Annotated in this window: 10 protein-coding genes; 6 read left to right on the top strand and 4 right to left on the bottom strand. The window is 51.4% G+C overall.

Annotated features, from left to right (window positions below; translation table 11 throughout):
* Positions 1–129 precede the first annotated feature (129 nt).
* From argE to DES37_RS19150, 3 genes are all read left to right on the top strand, one after another.
* Positions 130–1,281 (top strand): acetylornithine deacetylase, encoded by a 1,152-nt coding sequence (gene argE / locus DES37_RS19140; protein ID WP_110027449.1) that lies wholly within the window; start codon positions 130–132, stop codon positions 1,279–1,281.
* Between the two features lie 302 nt (positions 1,282–1,583).
* Positions 1,584–4,235, top strand: coding sequence for a phosphoenolpyruvate carboxylase (gene ppc / locus DES37_RS19145; RefSeq protein WP_036115866.1), 2,652 nt, complete (start codon positions 1,584–1,586; stop codon positions 4,233–4,235).
* A gap of 177 nt (positions 4,236–4,412) precedes the next feature.
* Complete coding sequence (locus DES37_RS19150) at positions 4,413–5,513, top strand: glycerol dehydrogenase (protein ID WP_110027354.1); 1,101 nt, start codon at positions 4,413–4,415, stop codon at positions 5,511–5,513.
* Between the two features lie 67 nt (positions 5,514–5,580).
* Here DES37_RS19150 and metF read toward each other — a convergent pair whose 3' ends face one another.
* The 3 genes from metF to metB form a co-directional block, all read right to left on the bottom strand.
* Entirely contained in the window at positions 5,581–6,471 is an 891-nt protein-coding gene (metF, locus tag DES37_RS19155) for a methylenetetrahydrofolate reductase (RefSeq protein WP_036115860.1), read from the bottom strand.
* 241 nt (positions 6,472–6,712) lie between these two features.
* Positions 6,713–9,145, bottom strand: a complete 2,433-nt coding sequence (locus DES37_RS19160; RefSeq protein ID WP_036115857.1) for a bifunctional aspartate kinase/homoserine dehydrogenase II — start codon at positions 9,143–9,145, stop codon at positions 6,713–6,715.
* Between the two features lie 2 nt (positions 9,146–9,147).
* The gene (gene metB / locus DES37_RS19165; RefSeq protein WP_036115855.1) at positions 9,148–10,308 is read right to left on the bottom strand and encodes a cystathionine gamma-synthase; all 1,161 of its coding nucleotides are present in this window, start codon (positions 10,306–10,308) and stop codon (positions 9,148–9,150) included.
* Positions 10,309–10,602: 294 nt separating this feature from the next.
* Here metB and metJ point away from each other — a divergent pair, with 294 nt between their 5' ends.
* Entirely contained in the window at positions 10,603–10,920 is a 318-nt protein-coding gene (gene metJ / locus DES37_RS19170) for a met regulon transcriptional regulator MetJ (protein WP_036115853.1), read from the top strand.
* A gap of 76 nt (positions 10,921–10,996) precedes the next feature.
* On the opposite strand, the gene rpmE is transcribed toward metJ, so the two are convergent.
* A complete protein-coding gene (rpmE, locus tag DES37_RS19175; RefSeq protein ID WP_036115851.1) occupies positions 10,997–11,209 on the bottom strand; it encodes a 50S ribosomal protein L31 in 213 nt (70 codons plus the stop codon).
* Positions 11,210–11,413: 204 nt separating this feature from the next.
* Here rpmE and priA point away from each other — a divergent pair, with 204 nt between their 5' ends.
* Both priA and cytR read left to right on the top strand, forming a co-directional pair.
* On the top strand, positions 11,414–13,609 hold the full coding sequence (gene priA / locus DES37_RS19180) for a primosomal protein N' (protein WP_110027450.1): 2,196 nt from the start codon (positions 11,414–11,416) through the stop codon (positions 13,607–13,609).
* A 150-nt stretch (positions 13,610–13,759) separates the two neighbouring features.
* Positions 13,760–14,794: a DNA-binding transcriptional regulator CytR gene (gene cytR / locus DES37_RS19185; RefSeq protein WP_036115848.1), complete on the top strand. Its 1,035-nt coding sequence runs from the start codon at positions 13,760–13,762 to the stop codon at positions 14,792–14,794.
* Positions 14,795–14,881 lie beyond the last annotated feature (87 nt).

The raw sequence follows: 14,881 nt of genomic DNA on the forward strand, positions 1-14,881 counted from the left end.
ATTACTGGTTTACTCTTTGCCCTGTAACAGCAGAGCAAGAAAAGATTCATTTTTGAGCAATGTTAATGTATTTTTATTCATTAATTTTGCATGATTATCTATACTATTGTGACCCAGGACATGTCAACAGTGAAGATGAAATTACCGCCTTTTATCGAGATATATCGAGCGTTGATAGCAACGCCATCTATCAGTGCAACCGAAAGTTCACTGGATCAAAGTAATGCTTCTTTAATCAATTTGCTTGCAGGCTGGTTTGGCGACCTCGGGTTCCAGGTTGAAGTCCAGCCAGTCCCTGGTACACGTAATAAGTTTAATATGCTTGCCCGTATCGGCCAGGGTGCTGGCGGGTTGCTGCTTGCCGGGCATACCGACACCGTGCCATTTGACGACGGGCGCTGGACTCGCGACCCGTTTTCATTAACTGAACACGACAATAAACTTTACGGGCTGGGCACAGCAGATATGAAAGGCTTCTTTGCCTTCATTCTTGATGCACTACGTGATATCGATGTCACCCGCCTGACCAAACCGCTCTACATTTTGGCGACCGCCGATGAAGAGACCTCCATGGCCGGTGCTCGCTATTTTGCAGAAAATACACAAATCCGCCCGGATTGCGCCATCATTGGCGAGCCTACCTCATTGCAACCGGTGCGTGCACACAAAGGCCATATGTCCAGCGCCATCCGGATCACCGGGCAATCAGGACATTCCAGCGATCCCGCCCGGGGCATTAACGCCATTGAACTGATGCACGATGCAATTGGCCATATCATGGCGTTGCGTGACGACCTGAAATCCCGCTTCCACCATGATGCGTTCACCATTCCATATCCAACACTTAACCTGGGCCATATTCACGGCGGTGATGCATCCAACCGTATTTGTGCCTGCTGTGAATTGCATATGGATATTCGCCCGTTACCTGGCATGACACTGGATGATTTAAATGGCTTGCTGCAAGAGGCCTTATCTCCCGTCAGCAACCTGTGGCCTGGCCGTCTGGATATTTCCGAACTACATCCGCCAATTCCCGGTTACGAATGCCCGGTGAACCATGAACTGGTCGCAGTGGTGGAAACACTGCTCAACACACCAACAGAAGTCGTTAACTACTGTACCGAAGCGCCGTTTATCCAAACCTTGTGCCCTACTCTGGTGCTCGGCCCTGGCTCCATTAACCAGGCGCATCAACCGGACGAATACCTGGAAACACGGTTTATCAAACCCACACAAGAACTGATAACCCAGGTTATTCATCATTTTTGTTGGCATTAAATCAGTGGTAAGACCAATTCACTCTTTTGTATCAGGCAAAAGAGTGAATTAGTAATATTTAACATTTTCGCGCGAAAATAATCGGTATTTCCGCGTGAAAGTGCTGGAAATCAGTGTAATTCCATAAGAATTACTTATCGGGAGCCAGCAATATTAAATTTCATAAATTCACCAAATTTACGTGTTTGCTGAAGCGATTTCGCAGCAATTGACGAATGGAAACTAACGTGGCTTTATAAAAGGCGGTGTTTAACCCGCCAGGGTGAAAATCAATTGCATTTAGATGGGGTGTCTGGGGTCATATGAACGAACAATATTCCGCTTTGCGAAGTAATGTCAGTATGCTCGGCAAATTGCTCGGGGATACCATCAAGGATGTTTTGGGAGAACACATTCTTGATCGTGTAGAAACAATCCGTAAATTGTCGAAGTCTTCCCGCGCTGGCAACGACGCAAATCGGCAGGAGTTACTGAATACTTTACAGAACCTGTCTAAAGATGAGCTACTTCCAGTAGCACGCGCCTTTAGTCAGTTTCTGAACCTTGCCAACACAGCAGAACAATTTCACAGCATTTCAGCCAATGGTGAATCAGCGAATAGCCCTGAAATTATTGCAAAAACAATTAAAAAGCTAAAAGCACAACCCAATTTAACTGAAGCTGCGATAAAAGAATCATTAGAATCTCTGTCACTAGAATTAGTGTTAACCGCGCACCCGACAGAAATTACTCGCCGGACACTTATTCATAAAATGGTGGAAGTGAATAATTGTCTTAAACAACTGGATCACAGTGATATTCCGGAATATGAACGTAATCAGATAATGCGCCGTCTGCGCCAGCTAATTGCCCAGTCATGGCATACCGATGAAATTCGTAAACACCGCCCGTCCCCGGTTGATGAAGCTAAATGGGGCTTTGCTGTTGTTGAAAACAGCTTGTGGGATGGCGTGCCTGGCTATTTGCGTGAACTGAATGAACAGTTGGAAGAGCATCTTAACTACAAGTTACCTGTTGATTTCGTTCCGGTACGCTTCACTTCGTGGATGGGTGGCGACCGCGATGGCAACCCAAACGTTACCGCCGACATTACTCGCCATGTTTTATTGCTCAGCCGCTGGAAGGCTACTGACCTGTTCCTGAAAGATATACAGGTACTTATCTCTGAGCTTTCAATGGCAGATGCCACACCTGAACTGCTTAAACTGGCCGGTGATGAACATAGCGAAGAACCTTATCGCCATATCCTTAAAGGGTTACGCAGCCAGTTAATGGCTACACAGACCTGGCTGGAAGCCCGGCTGAAAGGCCAGAAATTGCCGCGCCCACAAGGCTTGCTGACGCAAAACGAACAATTGTGGGATCCGTTGTATGCCTGCTACCAGTCACTGCACGCTTGTGGCATGGGTATTATTGCTAATGGTGAGTTGCTGGACACGCTGCGCCGCATCAAATGCTTCGGTGTACCGCTGGTTCGTATCGATATTCGTCAGGAAAGTACCCGCCATTCAGATGCCATGGGTGAAATCACTCGTTATCTGGGCCTTGGCGACTATGAAAGCTGGTCAGAAGCAGACAAACAGGCATTCTTAATTCGCGAACTGAATTCCAAACGCCCGTTACTGCCTCGCCAGTGGCAGCCAAGCGAAGACACGCGCGAAGTGCTGGAAACCTGCAAAGTCATTGCCGAAGCGCCGCGTGGTTCTATCGCCGCTTATGTTATTTCCATGGCGAAAACGCCGTCTGATGTCCTGGCCGTACATTTACTGTTGAAAGAAGCGGGTATCGAATTCGCGCTACCAGTCGCACCGCTGTTTGAAACACTGGATGACCTGAATAATGCCAACGATGTGATGACTCAGTTACTAAACATTGACTGGTATCGTGGGTTTATTCAGGGCAAACAAATGGTGATGATCGGCTATTCCGATTCAGCCAAAGATGCCGGTGTTATGGCCGCTTCATGGGCACAATATCAGGCACAGGATGCGTTGATTAAAACCTGTGAAAAAGCAGGCATTGCATTAACACTGTTCCATGGCCGCGGTGGTTCAATTGGCCGTGGCGGCGCACCAGCTCATGCGGCTTTGCTGTCTCAACCGCCAGGCAGCCTGAAAGGTGGCCTGCGTGTTACCGAACAGGGCGAAATGATTCGCTTCAAATATGGTGTGCCTGAAGTCACTATCAGCAGTCTGTCGCTCTATACCGGGGCAATTCTGGAAGCCAACCTGTTGCCGCCGCCGGAACCGAAAGCCAACTGGCGCAACATTATGGACGAGCTGTCCGTGCTTTCCTGCAATATGTACCGGGGTTATGTGCGCGAGAACAAAGACTTTGTTCCGTATTTCCGCTCCGCAACACCTGAGCTGGAACTGGGGAAATTGCCACTGGGTTCACGCCCGGCAAAACGCCGCCCGAACGGTGGTGTGGAATCCCTGCGTGCCATTCCGTGGATTTTTGCCTGGACACAAAACCGTTTAATGCTGCCGGCATGGTTAGGCGCGGGCGCTGCACTACAGAAAATTGTGGATGACGGGAAACAGGACCAGTTAGAAAGCATGTGCCGCGACTGGCCATTCTTCTCCACACGCCTTGGCATGCTGGAGATGGTGTTTGCGAAAGCCGACTTGTGGCTGGCCGAGTACTACGACCAGCGTCTGGTGAAACCAGAACTCTGGCCTCTGGGCCAGGAGCTGCGCAAGCAACTGGAAGCAGACATCAAGCTGGTGCTGGCTATCGCCAATGATTCCCATCTGATGGCTGACTTGCCATGGATTGCGGAATCTATCACTCTGCGTAATATCTACACTGACCCACTGAATGTTCTGCAGGCTGAGCTGTTGCACCGCTCACGCCAGGCCGATGCCGAGGGCAGTGAACCTGACCCGCGTATCGAGCAGGCACTGATGGTAACAATTGCCGGGGTTGCCGCCGGGATGCGTAACACAGGCTAACTGTTTGAATACATAGCCGCTCAGCTTTGCACTGGCGGGTAAAACAAAAACCCGGGAGCATGCTTCCGGGTTTTTTATTCCTGCAATTTACCGCCTTCAGCGCAATATTTTCCTGTTTCTGCCGCAGTAAACTGCTCATTAGCGCACTCCCATCGCACTTATCGTTGGAGGTTTATCATGGACAGTATTACGGCATCACCCGGTAAATATATTCAGGGCCAGCATATTCTCAGCCGCGCCGGGCAATACCTGAAACCACTTGGGCAGCACTTTCTAGTGCTCGCAGACAGCTTTGTCGCCGATCTGGTGGAAGAGAAGCTGCGCCGTACCTGTGAAGAGCATCAAATTGATGTGGAATTCGCACTCTTTGGTGGCGAGTGTTCACAATCCGAAATTGACCAACTATGCATACTGGCACAAAGAGCAGATTGCGATGCAATTCTGGGCATTGGTGGCGGGAAAACGCTTGATACAGCAAAGGCTGTGGCTTGCCTGATGAAAAGCCCCATGGTCATTGCGCCAACAGTGGCATCCAGTGACGCCCCTTGCAGTGCGCTGTCTGTTATCTACTGTGAGGATGGTTCTCTCGACCGTTACCTGCCATTACCACATAACCCGGATCTGGTGCTGGCAGACAGTGCAATTATTGCCGGAGCTCCACCACGGTTACTGGCTGCAGGCATTGGAGATGCCTTGTCCACCTGGTTTGAAGCCCGCGCCTGTGCAAAAAGCGGCGCGGTGACCAGTGCCGGAGGCTTGCCTGGCAGAGCCGCTCTGGCACTGGCTGAACTGTGTTACCACACGCTCCTTGAATCGGGTGTTACTGCTGTCTCAGATGCACAACAACACAACGTCACCACAGCGCTGGAACGCGTTATTGAAGCCAATATTTACCTGAGTGGTATTGGGTTTGAGAGTGGTGGTCTGGCAGCGGCACATGCTGTGCATAACGGGCTAACAACCCTGCCGGATACGCAAAAAACGCTGCATGGCGAAAAAGTCGCGTTTGGTACACGGGTGCAGTTGATACTCGAAGATGCGCCACAGGAAGAACAGGCAGCGGTACTGAACCTGTGTCGCAACGTAGGTTTGCCCGTCACCTTAAGTGAATTAGGTATTACACAAGGGGTTGAGGAAAAAGCCCGCCAGGTTGCACAGGCCAGTTGCCAGCCAGACAACCCAATGCACAATATGCCAGGCAAGATAACACCACAACAGGTGTTCGACGCCATTTTACTGGCAGATGAACTGGGCCGTATGCAGCCCGCATCATCATAACTTCGGCGCTTTCGCAGGCCAGGGGGCTTATGCGCCACCTGGCATGACATCAGTACAAATTAGATAATTAGATCGCCGGGCGTACACCCAGAGTGTGGCAAATGGCATAACTCATTTCAGCACGGTTCAGTGTGTAGAAGTGGAAATCTTTCACCCCTTCCCGGCTTAAAATTTTCACCATATCCATAGCAATGCTGGCGCCCACCAGCTTACGGGTTTCCGGGTCATCATCCAGCCCGTCGAACATTGTCGCCATCCATTGTGGGACACGCACATTCGTCATTGTGGCGAATTTCTGCAGTTGCTTGTAGTTACTGACAGGTAAAATGCCCGGCACAATTTCAACATCAATGCCGGCAGCCGCGCAGCGGTCGCGAAAACGCAGGTAATTTTCCACATCGAAGAAAAATTGGGTAATAGCCCGGTTAGCGCCTGCGTCAATTTTCCGTTTCAGGTTAATTAAATCTGCCTGAGCACTCTTCGCTTCCGGATGCACTTCCGGATAAGCGGCAACAGAAATATCAAAATCCGCAACGTCTTTCAGTAACGCCACCAGGTCAGCGGCGTACATATCCGGTTTCCCGCTGCCAGGCGGCAGATCACCACGCAGCGCGACAATCTGGCGAATCCCGTTATCCCAGTAATCCTGAGCAATGGATTTGAGTTCGTCGCGAGTGGCATCAATGCAGGTTAAATGTGGTGCAGCCACCAGCCCGGTGCGCTCTTTAATATCTTTAATAATGCTGTGAGTACGGTCGCGCTCACCAGAGTTAGCACCGTAAGTAACAGAGACAAATTTAGGGCGCAGGCTGCTCAGCCGGTCGATAGAGTTCCAGAGCGTTTGCTCCATTTCACTGGTTCGTGGCGGAAAAAACTCAAACGAGACATTAATGTGCCCCTGAACCTCAGCCAGGCTCTGATTCAAAGCATCTCGCTGGTTGGCGTGAAAGAAACTCATACCTTACCTCATCACTCTTATCGCTGTTCTGTTATTTATTTACATCTATACGTTTAGACGTCCAGATGTAAAAATGAAGGAAAAGCCTCGCCTCGTCAACTGAAAAATTCTTGTGTGGCAGGAATAATTATCAGCCAACGTGAAAAAATTTCATGGATAAGTGATGATTTTTATACGCAGAAGGTGATGGCATACCGCCTTCAGGCCATCAGGCCCGAATAGCGGTATGAAATAGCAGGATTTAAAGCAGTTTTGCCAGTCGATTGATATCAGACTGAATGGCACCAGCAGTAACATCCCGCCCGGCACCCGGCCCGCGAATCACCAGGGGGTTATCCCGATACCAGCGGCTTTCAATGGCAAACACGTTGTCACAGGGCAGCAAGGAAGCTAACGGATGCTCCTGGCGTACCGCTTCCACACCAACCCGGGCTTTACCATTGGCATCAAAACGCGCGACATAGCGCAATACCAGCCCCATCTCTTGCGCAGCTTCCAGCCGTTGCAACATTTGCTCATTCAGTGCGTCGCCATTTTCGAAGAAATAGTCAACAGAACCAGATTCACAACCAACCGGAACCAGTGATTCTACCCGCACCTGTTCAGGTTCGATGTCGTACCCGGCCTCACGGGCCAAAATCACCAATTTGCGCATGACATCCTGCCCGGAGAGATCTACCCGCGGATCAGGTTCAGTCAGCCCCTGCTGCCAGGCCTGATCCACCAGATCGGTGAAAGGCACTGTGCCGTCAAATTGCAAAAACAACCAGGAAAGTGTTCCGGAGAAAATCCCACTGATCGCAAGGATCGAGTCACCACTGTCTCGCAAGTCGCGCACCGTATGGTTTACGGGTAAACCCGCACCCACAGTTGCGTTGTATAACCAGTGGCGCCCTGTTTTCGCAAACGCATCGCGAATCAGGCGGAATTTATCGCTGGAACTGGCTCCTGCCAGTTTATTCGCACTAATGACATGGAAACCGTGGCTGGCAAAATCCAGATACTGATCAGCCAGTTGTTCACTGGCAGTTACATCCAGCACCACCAGGTCATCGTACGGGTGAGCTCGCATCCACAGGAACAGCGCTTCTTCATCCAGCTCTACCGCTTCATCATTGAAGAAAGCCAGTGCCCGGCTGGCATCGAGCCCATCATAGCTCAACAAACTACGGCGGCTGTCCACCACCCCGGCCAGAATAAATTCAAACCCTGTCCGGGCGGATAATGATTCCTGCTCACGGGCAAATAATTCCAGCCAGCGAGAACCAATATTGCCTTTTCCAAACAGTACCAGACCAATACGCTTCTCGGCGCGGAACAAAGACTGGTGCAGCCCCTGAATCAGGTGTTCAGTTGGCCCGCTACGGAGTACCGCAACCAGGCTGATACCTTCATCGGATTGCCAAATAAACTCGACCGGCTGGTCTTTTAGCTGCTGCCAGAAACGATGGCTGTGCAGAGGATTACGGCACACACCAGCCCCTACCATTGCAACCAAAGCCAGCCCTTCACGCAGCACCAGTTCACCTTGCGGCGCAATATCCTGTAATTGCTGCCAGGCACTGTTCACCACTTCCGAGGTATAGCACAATTGCAACAGATGGCGGTCAGGATGCACGCCAATAGCAAGAGGGCGAAGTTGAGCGCGTTTCAGCACCGTATCCACCTCTTTTTGCGCCTGGCGGAAATCTTGTTCCGGTGCCAACTGGAGCTCAATCAAACACACGTCGTCGTGACTGGTCACAATACGAGCCCCAGTCCCGGAGGCTAATACGCGTTCAATACGCGTTGAGCCTTGCTCTGGGTTATAGCTACAACGCAACTGCAGGTCGATATCGCTGCCGGATACAGGCTGAAGGGTACGGGTATGCAGCACTGGAGCGGCAAGGCGAGCCAGTTCACTGGCTTCATCCAGGCGCAATAACGGCAGCAGGCAGGCATCACTCACCTTACGCGGATCTGCGCTATAAACACCAGCCACATCACTCCAGATAGTGACGCGGGAAACCCCTGCCAGCGCACCAATTTGCGTCGCAGAATAGTCAGAGCCATTGCGGCCCAGCAACACCGTTTCTCCGGCGTTGTTACGGCAAATAAAGCCGGTTACCACAATACGCTTGCCAGGATGCTGGACCAGGAGTTGTTGTAACAACGGATAAGACAGGCCTTCATTTACCTGAGGCTGTGCCGCACGTTCTGCCCGCATAAAATCGCGGGCGTCCAGCCAGGCTGCTTCCATCCCTTGCAACCTGAGGACCTCAGACATCAACCGGGCTGACCAAACTTCACCATGCCCGACAACTTCGGCATAAATGGCATCAGTGATTGTGCTGTCCAGTAATACAGCCAGGCGCTCCAGGTCATGAACAAAATCGGCAATCAGCCCATCAGCAATCTCAGCAGGCAATAACCCACTAATCAGTTCGGTCTGATAGCGGCGCAGCGCTTGCTGCACCTGGTGAGCAGAGAGCCGGTCAGTCTGGCTCAGTTTCAGCCAGCTAATCAGTTGGTTGGTTGTGCTGCCAGCGGCAGATACCACCACTAAATCGCCTGGGCAGGAATACTCTTCCAAAATTGTGGCCACCCGCAAGTAGCACTTCACATCGGCAAGACTGCTCCCGCCAAACTTATGTAACTGGCGGCCTGCGCCCCCTGCTGGTGCAGTAACACTCATACTTACCCCTCAGATGCAGCCCGGAATCCATTTTCCAGGTCAGCAATTAGATCGTCACCATCTTCTATTCCGGTTGAGATACGTAGCAACGTCTCAGAAATACCGGCAGCCGCACGCGCTTCTGCTGACATTCCGGCATGGGTCATCGTCGCGGCATGGGAAATTAAGCTTTCAACCCCACCCAAAGATTCCGCCAGTGTAAAGAGAGAGAGCCCTTTGAGGAAGCGGCGTAATGTTTGTTCGTCACCATCCAGTTCAAAACTGAGCATCGCACCAAACCCTTTTTGCTGGCGTACAGCAATATCATGCCCTGGGTTTTCAGGAAGTGATGGGTGATAAAGACGCTTAACCAGGGGCTGTTTTTTCAGATAGTCCACAATGGCAAGTGCATTGCGTTGAGCGAGTTCAACTCGCGGTGCCAGGGTACGAATCCCACGTAGCAGCAAATAGCTGTCAAAAGCGCTTCCTGTTACCCCGATATTGTTTGCCCACCAGGCAAGCTCTGTCGCCATATCGGCATCTTTGGCAATCACGGCGCCCGCTACGACATCAGAATGCCCGTTAAGGTATTTGGTGCAGGAATGAACCACCAGGTCCGCGCCCAAAGCCAGCGGGTTTTGCAACGCGGGGCTCAGGAAAGTGTTATCAACAACAGTGATTGCACCGGCAGCTTTTGCCGCCTGGCAAATTTTTGCGATGTCCACGACACGCAGTAAAGGGTTGCTCGGGCTTTCTATCAGCACCAGTTTGGGGTTCTGTGCCAGAGCCGATTCCAGTGCAGCTTCATCATTCTGGTCAACAAACTGTACACGGTAGCAACCACGTTTCGCCATGCTGTCGAATAACCGGTAGCTGCCGCCATAACAATCATGGGGCGCAACTAACAGGTCGCCGGGGTTCAGGAAAATAGCCGTCAACAAATGAATGGCAGACATGCCCGTATTCGTCATAACTGCACCGGCACCACCTTCCAGTTCAGCCAGTGTACGCTGGACAACATCGCGCGTTGGGTTGCCACGGCGAGAATAGTCATGCTCGCGTGGTGAATTGAAATCAGTGAAGTTATAAGTCGTGGAGAGATGAATCGGCGGCACAACACAACCGTACTGTTCATCATTGTTTAATCCGCTACGTACAGCAATTGTGGCTTGTTTGCGTGTCATGGTGAGTATCCCTGGCTGACACCTGAACCGGCAGGCGCGTAATACAGTAATCAGAAGACAGCCAACAGAGTAAACAGAGTTAACATAGACGTCAATACATCTGGACATCTAAACTTCTTTGCGTATAGATTGAGCAGAGCGCCAATAACCGTTAAACTTATACGCTTAAGATCCGCAACACAGCAACGCTGTCTAAAAACGTGCGAATCTGTGTACGGTAAAAATTTACTTTAATGGTCAGTTCCCGCAAGGGGTTGGGCCTTTTTTAATGACTGAGAGGACTAAAGGTATCTCATGGCTGAATGGAGCGGCGAATATATCAGCCCATACGCTGAGCACGGTAAGAAGAGTGAACAAGTAAAGAAAATTACGGTTTCCATTCCTCTGAAAGTGTTAAAGATCCTCACTGACGAACGTACTCGTCGCCAGGTAAATAACCTGCGCCACGCAACGAACAGTGAATTGCTGTGTGAAGCATTTCTCCACGCATTTACCGGGCAGCCGTTACCAGACGACGATGACCTGCGTAAAGAGCGAAGTGATGAAATTCCGGAACATGCAAAAGTAATTATGCGTGAGCTGGGAATAGACCCGGATACATGGGAATATTAATCCGGTGCAGCGTTATCATCAGATAACAGATGCAAAAAAGGCGCCTCTCGGCGCCTTTTTTGTGGCTGGCAAAATCTTACTTGCTGCCCGGAATGCTGAAACGTTTGTTGAAACGTTCAACACGACCGCCGGTATCAACAACACGTTGTTTACCAGTGAAGAACGGGTGGCATTTACCACATACGTCCAGGTTCAGGTCGTGACCCACGGTAGAATGGGTTTTGATGACGTTACCGCAAGAACAAGTTGCAGTAATTTCTACATAATTCGGGTGAATATCTTTTTTCATGGAAAACCTCAGGTCTAAGGCCGCGTCGCTCTTCCAGCCCTAACGCCAGACACCACGCGAAGTTGATAGTAATGTTTTTGAGTGCGAAATTGCACATCAAAGGCGGCGAATCATACAGAAATTAACCAGGGTATGCAAACTGATCCGCACACAACCGCAGCCACAGTGTACACTAGGCTGCCTTTTTTTGCTTTGGAAGCGCTGATGCCCGTTGCCCACGTTGCTTTGCCCGTTCCGCTAAACCGCACTTTTGACTATGCCGTACCTGAAAATATGGTGCTGATAGCAGGCTGCCGAGTCACCGTGCCTTTCGGAACGCAAAAACGCACAGGTATTGTGGTCAGTATTGATGACTCCAGCGAACTCCCTCTGGCAGACCTGAAAACTGTGCAAGAAGCACTGGACAGCGCACCGCTTTACTCAGCATCTTTATGGCGTTTACTCCAGTGGGCCGCTAACTACTACCACCACCCGATTGGTGAAGTGCTGTTCCACGCCTTACCCATTCCATTACGCCAGGGTAAACCTGCTCTGTTGTCGCCGCAAAGTTACTGGTTTGCTACCGAACAAGGCATGGCAACGGACCTGAATGGGTTAAAACGTGCGCCAAAGCAACAGCAAGCGCTGGCGGCTCTTCGCCAGGGCCCGGTGCTGCGCCAACAAACGACAGAACTTGACCTGAACGATTCCGCTCTCCAGTCATTGCGCCGTAAAGGGCTGTGTGACATTCGCCAGGAAGAGCCAGCAAGTTCGCCATGGCAAAACACATTCACACTTGCTCAGGAGCGCCTGCGGTTGAATACCGAGCAGGCAATGGCGGTTGGGGCAATTCACGGTGACGATGACCATTTTACTGCCTGGCTACTGGCGGGTATAACCGGCTCCGGGAAGACAGAAGTCTACCTGAGCGTGCTGGAAAACGTGTTGGCACGAGGTAAACAGGCGCTGGTACTGGTGCCAGAGATTGGGCTTACACCACAAACCATCGCCCGTTTTCGCGAACGATTTAATGCTCCGGTAGATGTGCTGCATTCAGGGCTGAATGACAGTGAGCGGTTAGCCACGTGGATCAAAGCCAGCCGGGGTGACTCCGCGATTGTGATTGGTACGCGTTCAGCGTTGTTTACCCCATTTCGCAACCTGGGCGTTATCGTTATTGATGAAGAGCATGACAGCTCCTATAAGCAACAGGAAGGTTGGCGTTACCACGCCCGTGATCTTGCCGTGTGGCGTGCTCACAGTGAAGACATTCCCATTGTGCTTGGGTCTGCCACGCCTTCGCTGGAAACGCTGTATAACGTCCAGCAACGCAAATATCGCCAACTTAAACTGACCCGGCGGGCAGGAAATGCTCGCCCGGCAATGCAACACGTTCTGGATCTGAAAGGCCAGTCACTTCAGGCTGGTTTATCTCCGGCACTGATTAACCGCATGCGCCAGCACCTTGAAGCGGATAACCAGGTGATTTTATTCCTGAACCGGCGCGGATATGCACCGGCTTTGCTGTGCCATGATTGTGGCTGGATTGCTGAATGCCAGCGGTGTGATCACTATTACACCGTTCATCAACGTCAGCGGCACCTGCGCTGCCACCATTGCGACAGCCAGAGGCCGATTCCTCACCAATGCCCGGGGTGTGGTTCAACCCACCTGGTACCCGTCGGCACGGGTACAGAACAACTGGAAGAAAGCCTTGCCCCATTTTTTCCTTCAGTACCCATTTCCCGTATTGACCGTGACACAACCAGCCGTAAAGGCGCACTGGAAAAACACCTTGAGGCGGTTCACCGTGGAGGGAAGAGGATCCTGATTGGTACCCAAATGCTGGCTAAAGGGCACCACTTTCCCGATGTCACCCTGGTCGCCTTGCTGGATGTCGATGGTGCATTATTTTCAGCTGATTTCCGCGCCGCAGAGCGCTTCGCTCAACTGTACACTCAGGTATCAGGGCGAGCCGGGCGGGCTGGCAAACAAGGCGAAGTTATTTTACAAACTCACCATCCCGACCATCCCTTACTACAAATTTTGCTCGCAAAAGGTTATGACGCATTTGCCAGCCAGGCGCTGGCTGAGCGGCAAAAAGTCATGTTGCCCCCCTGGAGCAGCCATGTGCTTATTCGCGCTGAAGACCACAACAACCAGCATGCTCCGGTCTTCTTACAGCAATTGCGCAACCTGCTTCAGGCGAGCCCGGCGGCAGACCAACAACTGTGGTTGCTCGGCCCGGTTCCGGCTCTGCAACCCAAACGTGGTGGTCGATTCCGCTGGCAACTCTTGCTGCAACACCCTTCACGCGCCCGTCTTCAACAAGTATTGGCAACTGCACTGGTTCTGGTTAACACCCTGCCTGGGGCGAAAAAAGTAAAATGGATGCTGGACGTCGATCCGATTGAAGGATAATTCGCCAGAAGAATGCGAGGATGCTCTGAAAAACAACACAGATCACACTTCAAATGAAAGAGTTGTAACAACTTGCTGCGATTATCTGATAAAAATGTGAACAGCATCAGATAAAATGCATCATTTGCGGTTTCGGACGAGGAGAGCACGTTGAAGGCGAACAAAAAAGTCGTGGCCCCCACGATGAAAGATGTGGCAGAAAAAGCAGAAGTGTCCACAGCAACAGTCTCTCGCGCATTAATGAACCCCGAGAAAGTTTCGCAGGCAACACGCACTCGGGTTGAACAGGCCGCTATTGAGCTGGGCTATCTGCCGCATGCTCTGAACCGCAGTGCCAAACGCAACGACTCCCGCACCCTGCTGGTCATTGTGCCGGATATTTGCGATCCCTTTTTCAGTGAAATTCTGCGCGGTATCGAAACCACTGCGGCACAGCATGGCTACCTGGTGTTAATTGGCGACTGCGCCCACCAAAACCAGCAAGAAAAAAACTTTATTGACCTCATCATCAGTAAACAAATCGATGGCATGCTACTGCTCGGCTCCCAACTGCCTTTCGATGCCAGCCGCGAAGAGCAACGCAACCTGCCGCCAATGGTGATGGCGAACGAATTCGCACCTGAGCTGGAACTACCAACAGTTCACATCGACAACCTGACTGCGGCTTTTAATGCTGTCGCCTGGTTGTTACAGCAAGGTCATACTCATATTGCCTGTATTGCCGGCCCCGAAGAGATGCCGCTCTCACACTACCGCTTGCAAGGGTATATTCAGGCCCTGAGGCGCAATGGCATCACGGTAGACTCAAACTATATTGTACGCGGCGATTTTAGCTATGAAGCCGGCGCGAGTGCGCTTGAGCAATTGCAACGCCTGCCTGTTCCGCCCACCGCCATATTTTGCCACAGTGATGTCATGGCGCTGGGTGCACTTTCATGGGCAAAACGCCACGGCCTGCGCGTACCACAGGACCTGTCTATTATGGGTTTCGACGATATTGCATTATCACGCTTTTGCGACCCGCCACTCACCACCATGGCGCAGCCCCGCTTCAAGATTGGCGAGGAAGCGATGCTGCTGCTTCTGGAACAGTTGAATGGGAACACCATCAGCCCGGGCTCCCGTTTGCTTGACTGCGATCTGGTCATCAGGGAATCGACTGGTCCGGCAAAAACAGGGATTTAACGCTTTCGGAATCCTTAATCTGGTCAAACTCCCGCCCCTTAAGTAACATGGCGGACTGATAAATACGATATTCACAGCGAAACGATA

It is taken from the genome of Mangrovibacter plantisponsor, from assembly GCF_003182475.1.
GTDB lineage: Bacteria > Pseudomonadota > Gammaproteobacteria > Enterobacterales > Enterobacteriaceae > Mangrovibacter > Mangrovibacter plantisponsor.

Excerpts from the sequence above, each read along its gene's own strand:
- ppc (WP_036115866.1), top strand. The coding sequence starts at position 1,584 with ATGAACGAACAATATTCCGCTTTGCGAAGTAATGTCAGTATGCTCGGC.
- DES37_RS19150 (WP_110027354.1), top strand. The coding sequence starts at position 4,413 with ATGGACAGTATTACGGCATCACCCGGTAAATATATTCAGGGCCAGCAT.
- metF (WP_036115860.1), bottom strand. The coding sequence starts at position 6,471 with ATGAGTTTCTTTCACGCCAACCAGCGAGATGCTTTGAATCAGAGCCTG.
- DES37_RS19160 (WP_036115857.1), bottom strand. The coding sequence starts at position 9,145 with ATGAGTGTTACTGCACCAGCAGGGGGCGCAGGCCGCCAGTTACATAAG.
- metB (WP_036115855.1), bottom strand. The coding sequence starts at position 10,308 with ATGACACGCAAACAAGCCACAATTGCTGTACGTAGCGGATTAAACAAT.
- metJ (WP_036115853.1), top strand. The coding sequence starts at position 10,603 with ATGGCTGAATGGAGCGGCGAATATATCAGCCCATACGCTGAGCACGGT.
- rpmE (WP_036115851.1), bottom strand. The coding sequence starts at position 11,209 with ATGAAAAAAGATATTCACCCGAATTATGTAGAAATTACTGCAACTTGT.
- priA (WP_110027450.1), top strand. The coding sequence starts at position 11,414 with ATGCCCGTTGCCCACGTTGCTTTGCCCGTTCCGCTAAACCGCACTTTT.